Origin of the sequence: Pseudomonas nitroreducens, assembly GCF_024170165.1 — a bacterium.
Lineage (GTDB): Bacteria > Pseudomonadota > Gammaproteobacteria > Pseudomonadales > Pseudomonadaceae > Pseudomonas > Pseudomonas nitroreducens_C.
This window is the reverse complement of sequence record NZ_JALJXP010000009.1, coordinates 46,320-66,649: the sequence shown is the minus strand read 5'-3', so window position 1 is coordinate 66,649 and position 20,330 is coordinate 46,320. Positions and strand designations below refer to the sequence as shown.

The window sequence follows — 20,330 nt, the reverse complement described above, 5'->3', positions numbered from 1 at the left end:
TCGAGCGCAGGAATCTTCCAGGATGAGCCGTATCCTCATAGCCGATCCACAGCCCTTCATGCGTGCGGCCCTGCGCCAGCGTCTGGCGGAGGCCGGCCATGAGGTGATCGGCGAGGCGGGCGACGGCCGCGAGGCGCTGGAACGGGTCAAGCGCCTGCACCCGGACCTGCTGATCCTCGAACTGGACCTGCCACGCCTGGGCGGCATGGAGTTGCTGCGCCGCCTGCACCACGACTGGCCGCAGCAGAAGAGCCTGGTCTTCACCCACCTGCCCGCCGCGCACTACCAGGGCCTGAGCCTGGAGGCCGGCGCCCGCGGTTTCGTGCACAAGGACGAGCGGCCCGAGGAACTGGACGACGCCGTGCGCCTGGTGCTGGGCGGGCGCAAGGTGTTCGCCGCGCAACCGCCGCATCCGGGCAGCGAGACGCCGGGGGCGGAAGACCACATCACTCCGCGCGAACTGACTGTCCTGCGCTATCTGTCCCAGGGTTACCGGGTCAAGGACATCGCCGAGGAGCTGGCGATCAGCGACCGCACCGTCAGCACCTACAAGGCGCGCCTGCTGGAGAAGACCCAGACCGATTCGCTGGTGGACCTGGTGCAGGCCGCCAAGGTGAAGGGCCTGCTCAACAACAACGTGGTGGAAAGCCTGGTGCGCGCGCCGGCAGAACCCTCCAGCAAGACCCGCGACCTGGCGCGGCTGTTCGACATCCTGCCCAGCCCCATCAGCCTGTGGAGCCGCGAAGGCGAGCTGCTGGCGTGCAATCGCTACTTCCTGCAGGCCTACGGCAAGAGCGAAGAACAACTGCTGGGGGCGCGCATGTTCGAGCTCGGCGTGGTCAGCGAAGAGGACGCCGTGCTGGCGCGCCGCGAGTTCCTCACCGGCGCGGCGGGTGACAAGCCGTTCACCCAGGTGATCGCCGGCAACCTGCGCGGCAGGCACCGCATCATCCGCCTGATCGGTGTACCGCTGTGCGAAGACTCCGGCGAATCCATCGGGGTGGTCTGCTCCTTCGTCGACATCACCGAGCGCGAACTCGAAGTGCAGCGCCTGCAGGAGGCCAAGGCCTATCTCGACGGCCTGCGCGCCACCCGGGCGCGCTACCTGCAGTACAGCTTCGACGACCTGCTGGAAGAAGCTCGCCATCTGCAGCAATTGCTTCCCGCCAGCAGCCAGCGCAATACCGATCCGGACCACCTGGCGATCGGCATCGGGCGGATCGAGGAGAAGCTACTGATCCTGCGCGAGCTGCTGCGTATCGAGTCGGGCAGCGAGCCGACGGTGCCGCAGGTGTACGAGATGAACCAGCTGACCGCCAGCCTGCTGGCTGATCTGCCCCTGCAAGCCACCGCGACAGCGCAGTTCGCCTGGGTCGACTCCGCGCGCTACCGCAACCTGCTCAAGGCACTGCTGTTCTCGTTCGAGCGCTCCGCGCTGATCGTACAGGAGGCGCAGGCCAGCGTGGAAAACCTGCCACACGGCGAACTGCTCTGGCGCCTGAATTTCCTGCTGGCACCGCAGGAGCACCTGGCGGAACACCTGGCCAGCCTCGAAGATCGCCCCAGCCTGCAACTGGTGCGCCTGCTGTGCGATGTGTTCGCCGGCAGTTTCCAATCCGGGCAGGCGGGCGATCCGCCCAGCGCCGGATTGATCCAGCTCAAGCTCGTGCGCAGTAGTTCGCCGCACTAGTGCGAGCACTACATGGCTTTCAGGCGCCCATGATGGGGGCGCCGCCAGGCTGATCCGATGCTTGCTCCATAGCCTACTTGCTATGGAGCAGCATCATGAATCCCCTACCCTCATTCCCCCACTCCCACACCTCCTGCCCCAGCCGCCTGCGCATCCTGTGCATCGCCGTGGCGCTGGCCAGTGCAGGCGTGCCACTGACCGTCATGGCCAGCGACGCCCTGCCCCAGGGTGGCAGCATCATCTCCGGCAGCGGCAACATCAGCCAGAACGGCGCCGAGATGACGGTGAACACCCAAAGTGCGCGCACCGCCATCAACTGGCAGCGCTTCAACGTCGGCGCGGACAACCGCATCACCTTCAACCAGCCCGATGGCAAGTCCGTCACCCTCAACCGGGTGATCGGCAGCGACCCGTCGAAGATCTACGGCGCGGTCACCTCCAACGGCCAGCTGATCCTGGTGAACCCCAACGGCGTGTGGATCGGTCCGAAGGCGCACATCAGCTCCAGCGCCCTGGTTGCCAGCGCCGGCTTCCTCACCGAGGAACAGGCCAAACAGTTCGCCGAGAGCGGCAAGCTGGATATCCAGCTCACCGGCAGCGTGACCAACCAGGGCCGCATCACCGTGCACGACAACGGCATGGTGGCCCTGCTCGGCGCCCAGGTGAACAACGCCGGGGTGATCCAGGCGCGCAAGGGCATGGTGCAGCTGGCCACCGGCCCGCAGGCCACCCTGGACTTCCACGGTGACGGCCTGCTGAACATCGCCGTGACCGGCACCCCCGGCGAGCAGGACAGCGTCAATTCCGACGTTACCGGCGGCGTCCACAACAGCGGCGAGATCGATGTCGGCAACGGCACCGTGGCCATGAGCGCCGCCCGCGCAGCCAAGCACCTGGACTCGGTGATCAACGTCGGCGGCAACGTGCTGGCCGACTCCGTCTCCACCGATGGCGGCACCGTGGTGCTGGGCAATTCGGCGAAAACCAGCGTCACCGGCAACATCAGCGCCACCGGCGTCAATGGCGGGCAGATCAAGGTGCTGGGCGACGAGGTGAATGTCGCCGGTTCCGCGAAGATCGACGCCAGCGGCTCCCAGGGCAACGGCGGCAAGGTGCTGGTTGGCGGCAGCTTCCAGGGCCAGGGCAGCGAGCAGGCCGCGAAGGCCACCAGTGTCGCCAAGGGCGCTCAGCTCAAAGCCGACGGCAAGACCGATGGCGGCCAGGTGGTGGTCTGGAGCGATGGCAAGACTCACTTCGCCAGCAATGCCAGCGCCAAGGGTGGCGAGCGCGGCGGGATCGTCGAGACATCCGGCAAGCAACTGACTGTCACCTCTGACGCCAACGTCTCCACCAAGGGCAGCAAGGCTGACGGCACATGGCTGCTTGACCCGGCTACGGTCAACATCGAAGCCACGGACACTGATGGGAGTGGCGAAGGTTCAGTCGCCGCCAGCGCCATCGTCACCGGCCTGGCTCAAGGCAATGTGACGATCTATGCAACTGACACCCTGAACGTCAACGCCCCGATCATTGCCACCAACTTCGCGACCGTTAACAACGACGGGCGAACCAGCAAATCCACTCTCGCCCTGATTTCCTCAGGCAACGCAGGTACGGTCTCCGCCTATACCGGGACGGACAAGACCCGCACTGATGGCGCTGTCAATATCCGCGCACCGATCCTGCTCAAGGATGGCAACCTCTACATCACCGCCACGGGTGACATCCGCCTGATCGACAACGCCGGCACCGCAACCGGGGACGCAGCTTACGAGAAGCGCGCAATCATCGACGTCGGCTCAGGTGTGGCCTGGCTGAAAACCGGCGACACTGCGTCGATCTTCCAGGACAACAACACTGCGCTGATCGGGGATAAGGTAGCCCTGGACGGTGCGAGTGTGCGCATGGAAAGTGGTCTCAACTACGCCGGCACGCTGGCAGGCCAGGCAAGCAACGGGATATTCCGTTTCACCCAAACGAATGCTGCAGGCTCATTGCCGAACACCACCGATACCGTCACTGCACCCTACACCGGAGAGCAGCTGACCGGGGTGAAGGCCTACACCCTGTCAGTCGTCGGCTCGCAGGCTATCACCTCCTATCAGCACGCCAATGAAACTTACCGGGACGTAACCCTTAGTGCTGGTGGAGCACAATTCGACTACATCATCTTCGAGGCCACCAGCTACACCGGGCGTAATGGGCAGACAATATCCCCAGCTACGCTGCTCAACTATCTGGACAGTTCGGACTACCTGGTCAACGGACTCAGCTTTACCGATACCAGCGGTGTGAAATGGCAGTTCATTCCCGATGGCACCAAGGATGGGCTGACCCAAATACTGCGCAATGGCGTCGTGGTGGACACTCCCGTCGGATTCTCCCTCACTGGCGTTGGCGGTGTAGCAGTCGCCGGAACCACAACGGATGCCCAGAAAAAGCCGTATTGGGGTGTGTTCGGCGATTACATCCCCGGCGCTCAACTGCAGTCGGAAATCCAGTACAACGAGCAGACACAGTCCTCTCAGCAACTGGCGATCAAGCTGGGCTCCACCACCACCTCGGTGCTGGCGCAGATCGGCTGGCTGATGAACGATGGGACAACCCAAAATCCCCTTTACGAGAACGCCAAGGTCCAGTTCCTCAAGACACAGGATCGGACTGCGCAGAACGTCCAGATCACCTCAAACAAGGCGGCCGTTACCGCCACCCCGGCCGACGCCAGCCGCACCTATGGCGATGCCAATCCGAACTTCTCGCAAACACTGAGCGAGAACGCCCAGGCCTCGAAAGTCAGCGGCATCGACAACTACGTCGACCGGATGCTCGGGCGTACCGGCATCACTCAGTCTGAGCCCACTACTGCAGCTACCCAGCAATCGAATGTCGGGCAGTACGACATCAAGGGTGGCCTGGCTGCCGGATCGTTTGCGCAAAAACGATATGAACTCAACAGTGGCACTGGGAAGCTGACAGTCACCCCTGCTGAATTGACTGTCACTGCTAAAGACAAAGCCAAAACGTATGGCACTGGAGACCCGACTTTAGAGTATGAGGTATCCGGCGAGAAGCTTGGTCAGACTGGTGCTGATATCTTAAATGGCGGAGCACTAGCCAGGGAGGCTGGCGAGGATGTGATTCCTGGTGGATACGCCATCAACCAGGGTGGGTTGGGCTTAAACAACGGGCCAGGTGGAAACTATACCCTTAAGTTCGTTGACGGGAAGCTTGAAATAGTGCCTGCCGAACTTGTCATGCAAGCCGGCAATGAACACTACGTCTATAACGGAACCACTCAGTCTGTTACTGGTTATGTTTACTATGGACTAATTCCTGGTGACGAAGCCGTCATTAAGAATGTAGTCCTGTCGGGACAGGGCAGAGACGTAGGATCATATGTAACCAGGATCAATGATGTGACATTGGATCCTTCGAAATCAGCAAACTACACCCTCCGGATTTTGGATGGCCTGCTTACTATCACTCCTGCTCCGCTGACTCTCACGGCCGGTAGCGCGCAATACGCCTACGATGGCATGTCGCACGCCGCCCCATGGTTCACTGCTCAAGGTCTCATGAATGGCGACACGATCAGAAATGATTCGGTAAAAACCTCTGGTCAAGGAACCAACGTGGGGTCTTATGTCAATCAGATTGAAAGTTTCAATCTAGATCCTTCGATAGCGCACAACTACTCAGTCTCGTTAATGAATGGTGTAATTACCATCACGCCAGCTGAACTTCGGGTTCGAGCACTGGATGCCGGCAAGACTTACGGCAATGCTGATCCTCTCCTTGAGTACTCTGTATCAGGGCTTGCGCAAACTGATAGCCTGAGCAATATCCTGAGTGGCGCCATTTCCAGAGAATCTGGTGAGAACGTCGGTTCATATGGAATAAACAAAGGCACTCTTGGAATGACGGGAGAGCTTGCCCAGAACTACATCCTGCACTTTGACGACGGGGTATTCACTATTACTCCGGCGACTTTGAAAGTGCAAGCTGATGGCATTACCAAGGTCTACGGCGATCTTGATCCGAAACTGACTTATCAGGTGTCCGGCAACAAAGGAAATGACAAGGCAGAGGATCTGGTTAGTGGCCAGGTCGTCCGCGACGCGGGTGAGAACGCTGGAACCTATGCCATCAACCAGGGAACCGTGGGCCTCACGGGTGCCGCCGGGCAGAACTACATCCTCCAGTACACAGGCGGAGACTTCGTCATCACTCCTGTCTCCTTGCAGGTTGAGGCCAACTCGCATACCAAGGTTTATGGAGACGTTGACCCAGAGCTCACCTACAAGATCAGCGGCCTGAAAAACGGCGACCAGGAAGCTGATGTGGTCAAAGGCGCCCTCACCCGCCAGGCTGGGGAGAATGTCGGCAACTATGGCATTGGGCAGGGCAACGTAGGCCTGACAGATGCAGCATCAGGCAACTACATCTTCACCTTCGTCGATGGCCAGTTGGCAATCATCCCGGCCAAGTTGACCGTACACGCCAAGGACGATGGAAAGGTCTATGGCGATGCCGATCCGACCTTCTCTCATGTGGTCACTGGGTTTAAGGGTACTGATACAGAGTCTTCCGTACTCAACGGTGGTTCCGTGGCCCGTCAGGCTGGCGAGAACGTGGGGAGCTACGGCATCGGCCAAGGCACTCTGGATCTCAATGGCGGTGTTGGCTCGAACTACATCCTGGACTTCAAGGATGGCGTGTTCACCATCTCACCCGCCACGCTGACCGTCACCGCAGAGGGCAAAACCAAGGTCTATGGTGAGGCTGATCCGACCCTCAGATACCGTGTCGATGGCCTGAAGGGCAATGATGTCGAAGCTGATGTGATGAACAGCGGCTCCCTGGTTCGCCAGGTTGGCGAGGACGTCGGTACTTACGGTATCCACCAGGGCTCGGTAGACCTCAATGGCGGGGCCGGGAAAAACTATGTCCTGCACTACGAGGCAGGCACCTTCTCGATCACCCCGGCGACTCTGGTGGTCACTGCAGATGGCAGCACCAAGGTCTATGGCGACTTTGACCCCAAACTGACTTACTCCGTGACCGGCATGAGGAACGGTGACACCGAGGATCAGCTGGTTGCAGGCAGTGTGGTCAGAGATGCTGGCGAGAATGTCGGCAGCTACACCATCCGCCAGGGTGACGTCGACCTCACCAGCGGCAAGGGTCAGAACTACGTACTGAGCTTCGCCAACGGCACCTTCACAGTGACCCCGGCCACCCTCGAAGTGACTGCTGACAGCCACACCAAGGTCTATGGCGATTTAGACCCGACCCTCAGCTACACCGTGACCGGATTCAAGGGTTCTGACAGCGAAGCAAATCTGGGCCTGAGCGGTGACCTTTCTCGGGCTACCGGCGAGAACGTTGGCAACTACAGCATTGACCAAGGCAACCTTTCGGTAGGTGGGGACAGCAACTACGTCCTCTCCTTCGTCAATGGCAACCTGGCCATCACTCCCGCCACGTTGACCGTCAAGGCCGATGATCAAACCAAGGTCTATGGCGATCTCGACCCGACGCTCAGCTACAGCGTCAACGGCCTGAAGAATGGCGACAGCGCCGCCTCCACCGTGAGCGGCAGCCTGGCACGGGTCGCCGGCGAGAACGTCACGCCCGAGGGCTATGCCATCACCCAGGGCAACGTGACCCTCACCAGCGGCAACTACCGCATGGTGTTCAGGGACGGCAACCTGCAGGTCACCCCGGCCCCGCTGGTGGTCAGCGCCGACAACCAGAGCAAGGCCCACGGAGCGGCCGATCCGACACTGACCTGGAGCGTCAGCGGCCTCAAGGGCCATGACCAGGCGTCCATCGCCCAGGGCTCGCTGCTGCGCGCCCCCGGCGAGGACGCCGGCAGCTACGCCATCAGCCAGAACCAGTCCTTCAGCGCCGGCAACAACTACAGCGTCAGCTTCAGGGACGGCGCGTTGACCATCACCGGTCCGCTCGCCCCTGTGGTGCCGCCGGCGCAGCCCGGCCTGCCGTCGCTGCCGATGACCGCACAGTCCCCCGGCAACGCCCGTTGCACCGCGCTGGAATCGCCCTCGGCGGCCGCGGCCAACTACTCGGTCTCCCCCGCCGTGGTGCGCAGCTACGCCGTGCAGCTGGTGTGCAAACCGCGCTCGTACGAAGGCAAGGCCAGCACCGCTGCCGACCTCACCGACGTACTGACCTACGCCAACAGCCTGCTCAGGGACGGCCACTTCATCATTCCGGAGGGGAACCGCAGCGTGATTCCCCACGACCTCAAACCCACTGGCAGCACAACCAAGGGAGGGAAATAGCCATGAAAGGCATTCCTTCGAAACTGCACATCCTGGCGGTTGCCGTGTGCTCCGCCCTGTTGCTGGCCCAGGCTCCGGCGTTCGCCGGGCCGCGCGCCCAGCTCGACCCCGGCCGGGTGGAGATCCCCCGCCCCGACGGCGGCCGTGAAAGCTCCACGCAGATGCCTTCGACCCTGCAACTGCCCGACACCGTGGTAGTCCCCGGCGAAGAAGCCCCGCCAGCCGAAATGCAGGTGAACCCCAACGACACCACACGCTTCCAGGTCGACAAGGTGATCATCCGCGGCACCACGCTCTACGCGCCGCAAGCCTTTGCAGCACTCACCGCGAGGATCGAAGGCCGCCGGGTCACCCTCGGCGAGGTCGACGCGGTGGTTGCGCAGATCACCCAGCGCTATCGCCAGGCCGGGTTCCTGCTGGCCCGCGCCTATCTGCCAGAGCAGCGCCTGGAGAACGGCGAGCTGCTGATCCAGGTCTTCGAGGGCCGGGTCAACGATGTGAAACTGCAGGGTGACAGCAACAAGGCCGTGCAGCGCTACGCCGACAACATCCGCCAGGAAGTGCCGCCGAAAAGCGCCACCCTCGAACGCAACCTGCTGCTGATGAACGACCTGTCCGGCCAGCAGAGCCGTGCCACCCTCGCCGCCTCACCGGTGGCACAGGGCACCGACCTGATCGTCGACAACCAGGTTCGCAAGTACGAAGGCTTCTTCGGCTTCGACAACCGCGACAGCCGCTACTTCGGCCCCTGGCAGGTCTACGGCGGGGTTGGCGTAAACGACCTCACCGGCCGTGGCGACCACCTGGGCGTGCGCGCGGGGAAATCGGTGGAGGGCGACAAGATGACCTTCTTCGAAGGCCAGTACGACCTGCCGGTGGGCGGCCAGGGCGATGTGCTGAGCTTCCTCGCCCAGCACAACGACGGCCAGGCCGACACCTACTCCTTCCTCGACGCCAACAGCTCCGGCGACACGCTCGCGGTGCGCATCACCCGGCCGTGGATCCGCCAGCGCGACCAGACCTTCAAGACCTCGGCGGCCTTCACCTGGTACAACGGCAAGTCCGAGTACCTCGACGATCCGCACAACCCGCCGTCCAGCGACGACCGCATCCGCGCCATCCGCCTGGGCGCCAGCTACGACTTCTTCGACGACTTCGGCGGCACGAACCTGGTCAAGGCCGAGCTGAGCAAGGGCCTGAAGATCATGGGCGCCAGCCAGGAAGACCGCGCCAACCCCTCACGCGAAGGCGGCAGGACCGACTTCACCAAGCTGCAGGTCGACGCCCAGCGGCTGCAGGACCTTTCAAAGATCATCGACGGCATGAACCTGTACATTGCCGGCACCGCGCAGACCTCGTTCGGCCAGGCGCTGCTTTCGCCGGAACAGTTCGGCGTCGGCGGCAGCGAGTTCGGCCGTGGCTACGACCCGTCGGAAATCACCGGCGACAAGGGTTTCGCGATGAAAACGGAGGTGCAGTACAACCGCCTCCACACCTTCGGAGACCATGCGGTGCCTACCCAGTACTACGCGTTCTGGGACTTCGGCAAGGTCTGGAGCGAAGACCCCAGCTGGATCAGCAGCGAAAGTCTGTCCTCCACCGGTGTCGGCGCCCACCTGCAGGTGTTCAAGGACACCTACGTCTCGCCGGAAGTCGCCTTCCCGCTGACCCGTTCGGTATCCGCCAAGGAACTGGACGACGACAACGGCAAGGCACCGCGTTTCTACCTGAACTTCCTCAAGCTCTTTTGAGCTGCTAACCGGCGGCCGGGCATATCGGCCGCCGCCAACCGGAGGCTACCGCCATGCAAGACCCGGATATCCAGGCGCTGCGCTGCGTGCGCTCCACCGCCTACAACAACGAACTGGCCGCGCAACTGCTGCGCGAACTCGCTCCCTTCATCGCCAGCGCCGAGCTCAACCGCCGGCTGCGTTGCGCCGCCCGCCAGCTGATGCGCGACGCCGATGCGCTGGAAGATGCCTACCAGCAGATGGCTTCGCCGCAGCATTGAGGCCAACCTGCAGGTTTGCATCGACATGAAAAAGCCCCGCGGACGCGGGGCTTTTTTTCTGTTGCAGGAGCACTCAGGCGTGCTGCGCCCCGGCTCGTTTGAGCAACTGCTTGCAGCGCTCCGACAGGTGCACCACCCGCAGGTGCTTGCCGGCCTTGCTGTAGCGCTCGCGCAGGGTCATCAGCGCGGCGATCGCCGAGTAGTCGACGAAGCTCAGGTGCGCGCAGTCCAGGGTGACCTGCTGCGGATCGCCCGCCGGGTCGAACTGGTTGAGGAACGGCGTAGTGGAGGCGAAGAACAGCGTACCGTGGACGCGGTACAGCTTGCTGCCATCGGCCTCATCATGGATGTCCGCGTACAGCTCGCGGGCGTGCTTCCAGGCGAAATCCAGCGCCGCCAGGATGATCCCGCAGAACACCGCAGTGGCCAGGTCCGTCGCCACGGTGATGGCGGTCACCGCGATGATCACCAGCACGTCGCTCACCGGCACCTTGTTCAACACTCGCAGCGAAGCCCAGGCAAAGGTCTGCTGGGACACCACGAACATCACCCCCACCAGCGCCGCCAGCGGGATGCGCTCGATCAGCGGCGAGAGGAACAGCACGAAGAGCAGGATCATCACCCCCGCCACCACGCCGGAGAGCCGGCCGCGACCGCCGGAGCTGAGGTTGATCACGGTCTGCCCGATCATCGCGCAGCCGCCCATGCCGCCGAAGGCGCCGGAGACCATGTTGGCCGCGCCCAGGGCCACGCACTCGCGGTCCGGGAAGCCGCGGGTCTCGGTGATTTCGTCAGTAAGGTTGAGGGTCAGCAGGGTTTCCAGGATGCCAACCATGGCCATCAGGAAAGCGTAGGGCGCGATGATCCGCAGGGTTTCCAGGTTCCACGGGATGTCCGGCAAGGCGAACTGCGGCAGGCCGCCGGCGATGTGCGCCATGTCACCCAGGGTGCGGGTCGGCAGGCCCAGGAGGTAGACCGCCAGCCCGACGCCGAGGATCGCCACCAGCGCCGGCGGCACCGCGCGGGTCAGCTTCGGCAGCAGATAGACCACCGCCATGGTCAGCGCCACCAGGCCCAGCATCACGTACAGCGGGTTGCCGCTGAGCCAGTGCTCGCCGTCCTTGAAGTGCTCCAGCTGGGCCATGGCGATGACGATGGCCAGACCGTTGACGAAGCCCAGCATCACCGGGTGCGGCACCATGCGCACCAGCTTGCCCAGACGCAGCAGGCCGAACAGGATCATCACCACACCGCCCAGCAGCACGGTCGCCAGCAGGTACTGCACACCGTGCTGGACCACCAGCGCGACAATTACCACCGCCATCGAGCCAGCGGCGCCGGAGACCATGCCGGGACGGCCGCCGAACAGCGCGGTGAGGGTACAGAGGATGAAGGCGCCGTACAACCCCATCAGCGGGTTGAGGTGGGCGACCAGGGCGAAGGCGATGCACTCGGGCACCAGCGCGAAGGACGTGGTGAGTCCGGCCAGGACATCGGCACGCAGGCGGGCGGGTTTCATTTTTCTACTCGGAAGCGGGGATCACGAAGGGCCGGCAATGGTACGGAAAACCGCTCCCAGCCACCACCCGCTAATCCCGCATGGAAGTGCGTCAGGCCTTGGCGGGCGCCGCTGCGCCGTTCAGGAACAGTTGTTCCAGCACGGTCGCCGAACTGGAACTGGCCGCCCGCCCGCGACGCTCCGCATCGACCATGCCGTAGATCATCGAAAGGAAGAGTTCGGTGAACACCGCCGCCGTCACGTCGATGCGCAGCACGCCGGCTTGCTGGCCACGGAGGAAGAAGGCATCCAGCGCATCACTGTAGGACTGCCAGCGACCGTCCATGCAGGGGTCAAGGCTATCGGGGCTGTATTGGAACATCAGGAAAATCAGCACTTCGCGATGCGTCAGGTGCTCCTGGATCAGCTTGCGCAATGCCGTCAGGGGCTCGGCGCTCTCCAGCTCGCAATTGCTGACCACCTGGTTGAGCACCCGCTCGCCATACCCCATCAGCATTTCCACCAGGTTGTCGCGTGTGCCGCAGAAGCGGTGCAACGTCGCCTTGCTCACCCCTGCCGACTCTGCGAGTTCCTTCAGCGTCGCCCGGGGGCGGTCGACGATAGCGGCGGCGAGCGCCTTGAGGAGTCTTTCATCGTGGGCAGTCAGGGACATCAGCGGGCCTCGGGTCGGTGACCGGTCAGAGGGTCAAGGGAAAGGTGGGATGGGGTGCATTGTGCAGAAAAAGTCCCAACCCACCAAAGGAAATGACATCTTTGTTCACACTTGATTCACATGAGTCAATATTGACTCATTTTAACTTCGGAAAGATCATACGCAACCTCTTAGAAAGACAGACCCCGGGTGAAACATGGGCAGGTTGCGTGCAGTAGGGACAATCAGTGCGTTGGTGACAGCGCTGGCGCTGGCGGGTTGCGGACCATCCGCCGAGCCGCAGGCAGCCGCCGAGACGGCTCGCCCGGTGGATGTGGTGGCGGTTTCGACCGAACCCCTCACCCTGACCTCGGAGTTGCCGGGGCGTATCGAGCCGATGCGCGTCGCCGAAGTGCGTGCACGGGTCGCCGGCATCGTGATGCAGAAGCGCTTCGAGGAAGGCGCCGACGTCAAGGCCGGCGACCTGCTGTTCCAGATCGACCCGGCGCCGCTGAAGGCCGCTGTGTCCCGCGCCGAAGGCGAACTGGCGCGCGCCCAGGCCGCACAGCAGGAAGCCCAGGCACGGGTGAAGCGCTATGAGCCGCTGGTGAAGATCGAAGCGGTCAGCCAGCAGGACTTCGACACCGCCACCGCCGACCTGCGCAGCGCCCAGGCCTCGGTGCGCTCGGCCCAGGCCGACCTGGAAACCGCGCGGCTGAACCTGGGCTATGCCTCGGTCAAGGCGCCGATCTCCGGGCGCATCGGCCGGGCTTTGGTAACCGAAGGCGCGCTGGTCGGCCAGGGCGACGCCACGCTGATGGCGCGCATCCAGCAGCTCGACCCGATCTACGCCGACTTCACCCAGCCGGTGGCCGACGCCCTGCGCCTGCGTGAGGCACTGAAAAGCGGCAACCTCCCCGCCGGCCAGAGCCAGGCCCTGAGCCTGCGCGTCGAAGGCACGCAGTACGAGCGCCAGGGCGAGCTGCTGTTCACCGATATCTCGGTGGACCGTGGCACCGGCCAGGTCTCGCTGCGCGGCAAGTTCGACAACGCCGACGGCCTGCTGCTGCCGGGCATGTACGTGCGTGTCACCGCCCCGCAAGGCACCGACGCCAAGGCCATCCTGGTGCCGCAACGCGCCGTGCAGCGCGCTACCGACGGCACCGCCCACGTGCTGGTGATCGGCGAAGGCAGCCGTGTCGAGACCCGCCCGGTGCAGACCGGCGCCATGCAGGGTTCGCGCTGGCAGATCAGCCAGGGCCTGGCCAGCGGCGACCAGGTGATCGTCGGCGGCCTCACCGGCCTGCAGCCGGGCACCAAGGTCGAAGCCCGTCAAGCCCAGCAGCAACAGCAGGCGTCGCGCCAGTAAGGCGAAAGTCGCCGCGAGGAATTCCCCATGTCACTGTTCTTCATCAAGCGCCCCAACTTTGCGTGGGTGGTGGCGCTGTTCATTTCCCTGGCGGGCCTGCTGGCCATTCCGCTGCTGCCGGTGGCCCAGTACCCCAGCGTGGCGCCGCCGCAGATCACCGTCACCGCCACCTACCCCGGCGCCTCGGCGCAGGTGCTGGTGGACTCGGTCACCAGTGTGATCGAGGAGGAGCTCAACGGCGCCAAGGGCCTGCTCTACTTCGAATCCACCAGCAACTCCAACGGCATGGCCGAAGTGGTGGTCACCTTCCAGCCCGGCACCAACCCGGAGCTGGCCCAGGTGGACGTGCAGAACCGCCTGAAGAAAGCCGAGGCGCGCATGCCGCAGGCCGTGCTCACCCAGGGCCTGGAGGTCGAGCAGACCAGCGCCGGCTTCCTGCTGATCTACGCGCTCAACTACAAGGAAGGCTCCGCGCGCACGGACACCACCGCCCTGGGCGACTACGCCGCGCGCAACATCAACAACGAGCTGCGCCGTGTACAAGGCGTCGGCAAGCTGCAGTTCTTCTCCTCCGAAGCTGCCATGCGCGTGTGGATCGACCCGCAGAAGCTGGTCGGCTACGGGCTGTCCATCGATGACGTGGGCAACGCCATTCGCGGGCAGAACGTGCAGGTGCCGGCCGGCAGCTTCGGCGCCTCCCCCGGCAGCAGCGAGCAGGAGCTGACCGCCACCCTCGCGGTGAAAGGCACCCTGGACGACCCGGCGGAGTTCGGCCGCATCGTCCTGCGCGCCAACCCGGACGGCTCCACCGTCAAGCTCGCCGACGTGGCGCGCCTGGAAGTGGGCAGCGAAAGCTACAACTTCACCGCGCGCCTGGACGGCAAGCCCACCGTGGCCGGCGCCATCCAGCTCTCCCCCGGCGCCAACGCGCTGCAGACCGCCGCGCTGGTGAAGGAACGCCTGGCCGAGCTGTCGGTGAACTTCCCCGACGACGTCGAGTACTCGGTGCCCTACGACACCTCGCGCTTCGTCGACGTGGCCATCGAGAAGGTCATCCACACCCTGCTCGAGGCCATGGTGCTGGTGTTCCTGGTGATGTTCCTGTTCCTGCAGAACGTGCGCTACACGCTGATCCCGGCCATCGTGGTGCCGGTGTGCCTGCTCGGCACGCTGACCATGATGTACCTGCTGGGCTTCTCGGTGAACATGATGACCATGTTCGGTATGGTGCTGGCCATCGGCATCCTGGTGGACGATGCCATCGTGGTGGTGGAGAACGTCGAGCGGATCATGGCCGAGGAAGGCCTCTCCCCGCCCGCCGCCACGGTCAAGGCGATGGGCCAGGTGTCCGGCGCGATCATCGGCATCACCCTGGTGCTGTCGGCGGTGTTCATGCCGCTGGCGTTCATGGCCGGCTCAGTCGGCGTGATCTACCAGCAGTTCTCCCTGTCGCTGGCAGTGTCGATCCTGTTCTCCGGCTTCCTCGCCCTGACCTTCACCCCGGCACTGTGCGCAACATTGCTCAAGCCGATCCCCGAAGGTCACCACGAGAAGCGCGGTTTCTTCGGCGCCTTCAACCGTGGCTTCAACCGCCTGACCGAGCGCTACACCCTGCTCAATACCGCGCTGGTGAAGCGCGCCGGGCGCTACATGCTGATCTACGCCGGCATCGTCGCCCTGCTCGGCTACAGCTACCTGCGCCTGCCGGAATCCTTCGTGCCGGTGGAAGACCAGGGCTACATGATCGTCGACATCCAGCTACCGCCGGGCGCCACCCGTGCACGCGCCGACATCACCGGCCAGGAGCTGGAGCAGTTCCTCAAGTCCCGCGAAGCAGTGGCCTCGTCCTTCCTGGTGATGGGCTTCAGTTTCTCCGGCATGGGCGAGAACGCCGCGCTGGCCTTCCCGACCCTGAAGGACTGGTCCGTACGTGACCAATCGCAGTCCGCCGAAGCGGAAACCGCGGCGATCAACGAACGCTTCGCCGGCATCAGCGACGGAGCGATCATGGCCGTCACCCCGCCGCCCATCGACGGCCTGGGCAACTCCGGTGGTTTCTCGCTGCGCCTGCAGGACCGCGCCGGCCTTGGCCGCGAGGCGCTGCTGGCAGCCCGCGACCAGCTGCTCGGCAAAGCCAATGGCAACCCGAAAATCCTCTACGCCATGATGGAAGGCCTCGCCGAGGCACCCCAGCTGCGCCTGGAGATCGACCGCGAGAAGGCGCGCACCCTGGGCGTCAGCTTCGAGTCCATCAGCAGCGCGCTGTCCACCGCCTTCGGCTCCTCGGTGATCAACGACTTCGCCAACGCCGGTCGCCAGCAGCGCGTGGTGGTGCAGGCCGAACAGGGCGACCGGATGACCCCGGAAGCCGTGCTCAGGCTCTACGTGCCCAACAGCGCCGGCGAGCTGGTGCCGCTGTCCGCCTTCGTCAGCACCCGCTGGGAAGAAGGCCCGGTGCAGCTGGCGCGCTACAACGGCTACCCGTCGATCCGCATCTCCGGCGACGCCGCACCCGGCGTCAGCACCGGCGAAGCCATGGCCGAAATGCAGCGTCTGGTGAGCGAGCTGCCGGCCGGCATCGGCTACGAGTGGACCGGCCTCTCCTACCAGGAGAAGGTCGCCAGTGGCCAGGCCACCCAGCTGTTCGCCCTGGCGATCCTGGTGGTGTTCCTGCTGCTGGTGGCGCTCTACGAAAGCTGGGCGATCCCGCTGTCGGTGATGCTCATCGTGCCCATCGGCGCCCTCGGCGCGGTGCTCGCGGTGACAGTCACCGGGCTGCCCAACGATGTGTACTTCAAGGTCGGCCTGATCACCATCATTGGTCTTGCGGCAAAGAACGCGATCCTCATCGTCGAGTTCGCCAAGGAGCTCTGGGAACAGGGCCACAGCCTGCGCGACGCCGCGATCCAGGCCGCGCGCCTGCGCTTCCGCCCGATCATCATGACCTCCATGGCGTTCATCCTCGGCGTGGTGCCCCTGGTGGTCGCCAGCGGCGCCGGCGCCGCCAGCCAGCGCGCCATCGGCACCGGGGTGATCGGCGGAATGCTCAGCGCCACGCTGCTGGGGGTGATCTTCGTGCCCATCTGCTTCGTCTGGATGCTGTCGCTGCTGCGTCGCCAACCCAAAACTGCGCATCAACCCACGGAGGCCGCGCAATGACTTCCCTGCGCAAACCCGCCTTTGCCGCCAGCGCGCTGCTGCTGGCGATAATTCTGGGCGGTTGCTCCATGGCACCCACCTACGAGCGCCCCGAAGCACCGGTGGCACAGAGCTGGAGCGGCCCCGCCGCCCAGCCCGGTACCACGGCCAGCAACCTCGACTGGCAGACCTTCATCGTCGACAGCGAACTGCGCAAGCTGGTGAACGTCGCCCTGGACAACAACCGCTCGCTGCGCCAGACCCTGCTGGACATCGAACAGGCCCGCGCGCAGTACCGCATCCAGCGCTCGGAGCGCGTGCCTGGCCTGAGTGGCGCCGCCAACGGCAATCGCCAGCGGCTGCCGGCGGACCTGTCCAACAGCGGCAGCTCGGCGGTGAGCAGCAGCTATCAGGTCGGCCTGGCGCTGCCTGAATACGAACTGGACCTGTTCGGCCGGGTGAAGAGCCTGACCGACGCCGCGCTGGAGCAGTACCTCTCCACCGAGGAAGCCGCCCGCAGTGCGCGCATCGCGCTGATCGCCGAAGTCAGCCAGGCCTACCTCACCTATGACGGCGCCCAGCGCCGCCACCTGCTGACCGAGCAGACCCTGGCCAGCCGCGAGGATTCGCTGAGCCTGATCAGCCAGCGGCGCAGCGCCGGCGCGGCCACGGCGCTGGACTATCAGGAAGCGCTGGGGCTGGTCGAACAGTCCCGCGCGGAGCTGGAAAGCAATTCCCGGCAGAAACAGCAGGCGCTCAACGCCCTGGTGCTGCTGCTCGGCACCAGCGATGCGGCCAAGCGCATTCCGCAGGTGCCGCAGGACAAGCCCATGCTGATCCAGGACATCGCGCCGGGTACTCCGTCGGAACTGATCGAGCGACGCCCGGACATCCTCGCCGCCGAGCACGTGCTCAAGGCGCGCAATGCCGATATCGGCGCGGCCCGCGCGGCGTTCTTCCCGCGCATCAGCCTGACCGGCAGCTTCGGCACCTCCAGCGCAGAGATGTCCGGGCTGTTCGACGGTGGCTCGCGTTCGTGGAGCTTCGTGCCGACCCTGTCGCTGCCGATCTTCGATGCCGGCCGCAACAGCGCCAACCTCGACCTCGCCAAGGTACGCAAGGACTCGGCGGTGGCCGCCTACGAAGGCACCATCCAGACGGCGTTCCGCGAAGTGGCCGATGCGCTCGCCGCGACCGACACCCTGCGCCGCGAGGAAGCCGCACGCCGGGCCTTGGCCGACACCACCAGCGAAACCCTGAAGCTGGCCAAGGCACGCTACGAGGGCGGCGTCGACAGTCACCTGCGCTACCTCGACGCGCAGCGCAGCAACTTCGTCAACGAGTCGGCCTACATCGAGACCAGCACCCAGCGACAGATCGCCCTGGTGGACCTGTTCCGCGCCCTCGGCGGCGGCTGGAGCGGTGACGTCACGGCGCAACGATGATCTTCTGCCCTGCAACGGCGGATAACGCCCAAGGCGTTATTCGCCCTGCGCATTACCGGCCAGGTCGACGCGACGTGTAGGGCGCATAACCCGGAACGGGTTATCCGCCGCACTGGTGCACGAAAGTCAGCCGCCAAACACCGGCCGGAAGAAGCTGCGCTCGTAGCTGAGGATGCAGCGGGTTTCCTCTGCATAACGGAACGCCGCCTGGCATTCGGGATCGTCCATGGACGCCTGCCGGTAGCGTTCGTAGTCGGCCAGGCTGGGGAAGGTGAACATCGCCAGGGCAATGTTGCTGGCGCCTTCCGAAGGCAGGAAGTACCCGTGGTGCTGGCCGCCGAAGCGCTCCACCAGCGGGATCCACAACCGGCCGTAGTGTTCGAATTCCTTGAGCTTGTATGGATCCAGCACATAACGCAGGTAACAGGTAACCATCTTGCCGACTCTCTTCCGGTGAAAGGGACGGCCACTGTACCGGGCAAAGCCGGTCATCGGTACAGGGATTCGACCTTGCGCGGGCGCTCGTGCAGGAGCGCGCCATGCGCACGATCGCGGACAAGGGCCGGGCGCCTCACGCATTGTTCGCAACGCCATGCGCCGCAGGAGCGAGCTTGCTCGCAAACCGCTTGACGGCGGAGGTGCCGGGAGGCCCGTTCGCGAGCAAGCTCGTTCCTACAGGTCCAGTCCGGGCGGGGCTGCCACATATCACCCCGGTTATCTGGCCAGCCCGTTAGACTGACCGCACCTTCCTATCCACCGGGGGCACGAAGCCCCATTCCACGAGCGCCGGCACGAGGCCGGCGCGGAGTACAAAGGCATGTCCTTCGACATCTTCCTCGACCTCTTCGCGGCGCTCTGCTTCGGCGCGCTGATCGGCATGGAGCGCCAGTGGCGCCAGCGTTTCACTGGCGTCGCTACCCATGGCCTGGTCGCCCTCGGCGCGGCCACCTTCGCCACCCTGCCCTTCCTCATGGGTGCGGAGGATCAGGTGGTGCGCATGTCCGCCCAGGTGGTCACCGGCATCGGCTTCCTCGGCGCCGGCGTGATCATGCGCGACGGCCTCAGCGTGCGCGGCCTGAGCACCGCGGCCACGGTCTGGTGTACCGGCGCAGTGGGCGTGCTGGCGGGTAGCGGGTTCCTTGCGGCAGCGCTGACCGCCACCCTGCTGATCGTCCTGTGCAACCTGACCCTGCCCTCGGTGACCCGCTGGATCCAGCGCCACGCGCCCATCGAGCCGAGCAGCGAGCGCTACTACACCATCGAGGCCGTCACCGAAGGCCATCAGGAAGCCCTGGTGCGCTCCACCCTGCTGCGCCGCCTCAGCGCCAATGGCCTCGCCCTGCAAAGCCTGGAGAGCCACGCGCGCAAGACTGGCGGCGAGGTGGAAGTCGCCGCCCTCGTGCTGGCCCCCGCCGACAAGGACAGCCTGCTGGAAGCCCTGGTCGGCGAGCTCGCCCTGGCGCCCTACGTGTCGGCGGCCAGCTGGTCGGTCAGCGACGGGCCGCAGTAATTCGGCTCAGACGAGGTGTGCTCGCAGCAGCACCTCGATGTCCCGGCGCACCAGCCTGAGTGCGTCGCGCGTACGCGCCTTGTCGGCACAGGCGAGGCTGCGGAAGTGGTAGGCGTAGATGGCATAGACGATGTCCACCACCGCCTCCACCTCGCACTCGGCGCGCAGCCTGCCGCGCTCGATGTAAGTCACCAGCGCCCGGCCCAGGGCCTCGCGGAAGCGATTGCGTGACTGCTCGATCTCGCCGTGCTCGGCGCTGGCGAACAGCATCACCGCCAGCAGTTCGCGCCACAGGCGCTTGTCCTCGATGCGGTCCATGTTGCCGTAGTCGGCGCCGATCATCTTCGCCAGCCCTTCCACCGGCTCCTCCGGCAACGCATCCAGCACCCGTCCGACCTTGTGCTGCGCCAGCGTCACCTGGTTGTCGATGATCGCCACCAGCAGCTCGTGCTTGCTGGGGAAGTAGTTGTAGACCGTGGTCACCCCCACCTCGACCACCGCGGCGATGTCCTCCATCCGCGTGTTGGCGAAGGTTCGCTCACGAAACAGCTCGGTGGCGGTGTCGATCAGCGCCTGGCGCTGTTTTTCCTTCTTGCGTTCACGCAGCGAGGTCTCGGCGGCGGGCTTGCGGGCGGGCATGGCGGCTCCGTGTCGGTTCTTGTTCAGGGATGCATTCTACTCAAGCCATGGCATCGGGAAAGCCACCCGGGCA

General features: G+C 64.7%; 12 protein-coding genes. 8 read left to right on the top strand and 4 right to left on the bottom strand.

The annotated features are described in order from the left end of the window. The first annotated feature begins 22 nt into the window (after positions 1-22). The 4 genes from J2T47_RS18575 (at position 23) to J2T47_RS18560 (ending at position 10,006) form a co-directional block, all read left to right on the top strand. A complete protein-coding gene (locus J2T47_RS18575) occupies positions 23-1,690 on the top strand; it encodes a response regulator (RefSeq protein WP_253449870.1) in 1,668 nt (555 codons plus the stop codon). 95 nt (positions 1,691-1,785) lie between these two features. Then, the gene (locus J2T47_RS18570) at positions 1,786-7,995 is read left to right on the top strand and encodes an MBG domain-containing protein (protein WP_253449867.1); all 6,210 of its coding nucleotides are present in this window, start codon (positions 1,786-1,788) and stop codon (positions 7,993-7,995) included. Positions 7,996-7,997: 2 nt separating this feature from the next. Next, positions 7,998-9,746 carry a ShlB/FhaC/HecB family hemolysin secretion/activation protein gene (locus J2T47_RS18565; RefSeq protein ID WP_253449864.1) on the top strand — a complete coding sequence of 583 codons (1,749 nt, stop codon included), beginning with the start codon at positions 7,998-8,000 and terminating at the stop codon, positions 9,744-9,746. Positions 9,747-9,799: 53 nt separating this feature from the next. Then, positions 9,800-10,006 (top strand): hypothetical protein, encoded by a 207-nt coding sequence (locus J2T47_RS18560; protein WP_253449861.1) that lies wholly within the window; start codon positions 9,800-9,802, stop codon positions 10,004-10,006. Between the two features lie 73 nt (positions 10,007-10,079). Here J2T47_RS18560 and J2T47_RS18555 read toward each other — a convergent pair whose 3' ends face one another. Both J2T47_RS18555 and J2T47_RS18550 read right to left on the bottom strand, forming a co-directional pair. After that, positions 10,080-11,525 (bottom strand): SulP family inorganic anion transporter, encoded by a 1,446-nt coding sequence (locus J2T47_RS18555; protein WP_253449856.1) that lies wholly within the window; start codon positions 11,523-11,525, stop codon positions 10,080-10,082. Positions 11,526-11,616: 91 nt separating this feature from the next. Continuing rightward, on the bottom strand, positions 11,617-12,177 hold the full coding sequence (locus J2T47_RS18550; RefSeq protein WP_253449853.1) for a TetR/AcrR family transcriptional regulator: 561 nt from the start codon (positions 12,175-12,177) through the stop codon (positions 11,617-11,619). Between the two features lie 196 nt (positions 12,178-12,373). On the opposite strand from J2T47_RS18550, the gene J2T47_RS18545 reads away from it, so the two are divergent. From J2T47_RS18545 to J2T47_RS18535, 3 genes are read left to right on the top strand one after another with little or no spacing between them, the layout of a single operon-like run. Then, positions 12,374-13,525: a MexC family multidrug efflux RND transporter periplasmic adaptor subunit gene (locus J2T47_RS18545; RefSeq protein WP_253449849.1), complete on the top strand. Its 1,152-nt coding sequence runs from the start codon at positions 12,374-12,376 to the stop codon at positions 13,523-13,525. A gap of 27 nt (positions 13,526-13,552) precedes the next feature. After that, entirely contained in the window at positions 13,553-16,684 is a 3,132-nt protein-coding gene (locus tag J2T47_RS18540; RefSeq protein WP_253449846.1) for an efflux RND transporter permease subunit, read from the top strand. A 5-nt stretch (positions 16,685-16,689) separates the two neighbouring features. Continuing rightward, the gene (locus tag J2T47_RS18535; protein ID WP_253450390.1) at positions 16,690-18,108 is read left to right on the top strand and encodes an efflux transporter outer membrane subunit; all 1,419 of its coding nucleotides are present in this window, start codon (positions 16,690-16,692) and stop codon (positions 18,106-18,108) included. A gap of 126 nt (positions 18,109-18,234) precedes the next feature. Here the strand turns inward: J2T47_RS18535 and J2T47_RS18530 are convergent, their stop codons facing one another. Continuing rightward, on the bottom strand, positions 18,235-18,543 hold the full coding sequence (locus J2T47_RS18530) for an NIPSNAP family protein (RefSeq protein WP_253449843.1): 309 nt from the start codon (positions 18,541-18,543) through the stop codon (positions 18,235-18,237). A 382-nt stretch (positions 18,544-18,925) separates the two neighbouring features. On the opposite strand from J2T47_RS18530, the gene J2T47_RS18525 reads away from it, so the two are divergent. Further along, a complete protein-coding gene (locus tag J2T47_RS18525) occupies positions 18,926-19,618 on the top strand; it encodes an MgtC/SapB family protein (protein WP_253449840.1) in 693 nt (230 codons plus the stop codon). A gap of 6 nt (positions 19,619-19,624) precedes the next feature. Here J2T47_RS18525 and J2T47_RS18520 read toward each other — a convergent pair whose 3' ends face one another. After that, positions 19,625-20,257: a TetR/AcrR family transcriptional regulator gene (locus J2T47_RS18520; RefSeq protein ID WP_253449837.1), complete on the bottom strand. Its 633-nt coding sequence runs from the start codon at positions 20,255-20,257 to the stop codon at positions 19,625-19,627. Between the last annotated feature and the right edge of the window lie 73 nt (positions 20,258-20,330).

Bases quoted from the DNA above. Each gene is read 5' to 3' on its own strand.
- J2T47_RS18575 (WP_253449870.1), top strand. From the start codon at position 23: ATGAGCCGTATCCTCATAGCCGATCCACAGCCCTTCATGCGTGCGGCC.
- J2T47_RS18570 (WP_253449867.1), top strand. From the start codon at position 1,786: ATGAATCCCCTACCCTCATTCCCCCACTCCCACACCTCCTGCCCCAGC.
- J2T47_RS18565 (WP_253449864.1), top strand. From the start codon at position 7,998: ATGAAAGGCATTCCTTCGAAACTGCACATCCTGGCGGTTGCCGTGTGC.
- J2T47_RS18560 (WP_253449861.1), top strand. From the start codon at position 9,800: ATGCAAGACCCGGATATCCAGGCGCTGCGCTGCGTGCGCTCCACCGCC.
- J2T47_RS18555 (WP_253449856.1), bottom strand. From the start codon at position 11,525: ATGAAACCCGCCCGCCTGCGTGCCGATGTCCTGGCCGGACTCACCACG.
- J2T47_RS18550 (WP_253449853.1), bottom strand. From the start codon at position 12,177: ATGTCCCTGACTGCCCACGATGAAAGACTCCTCAAGGCGCTCGCCGCC.
- J2T47_RS18545 (WP_253449849.1), top strand. From the start codon at position 12,374: ATGGGCAGGTTGCGTGCAGTAGGGACAATCAGTGCGTTGGTGACAGCG.
- J2T47_RS18540 (WP_253449846.1), top strand. From the start codon at position 13,553: ATGTCACTGTTCTTCATCAAGCGCCCCAACTTTGCGTGGGTGGTGGCG.
- J2T47_RS18530 (WP_253449843.1), bottom strand. From the start codon at position 18,543: ATGGTTACCTGTTACCTGCGTTATGTGCTGGATCCATACAAGCTCAAG.
- J2T47_RS18525 (WP_253449840.1), top strand. From the start codon at position 18,926: ATGTCCTTCGACATCTTCCTCGACCTCTTCGCGGCGCTCTGCTTCGGC.
- J2T47_RS18520 (WP_253449837.1), bottom strand. From the start codon at position 20,257: ATGCCCGCCCGCAAGCCCGCCGCCGAGACCTCGCTGCGTGAACGCAAG.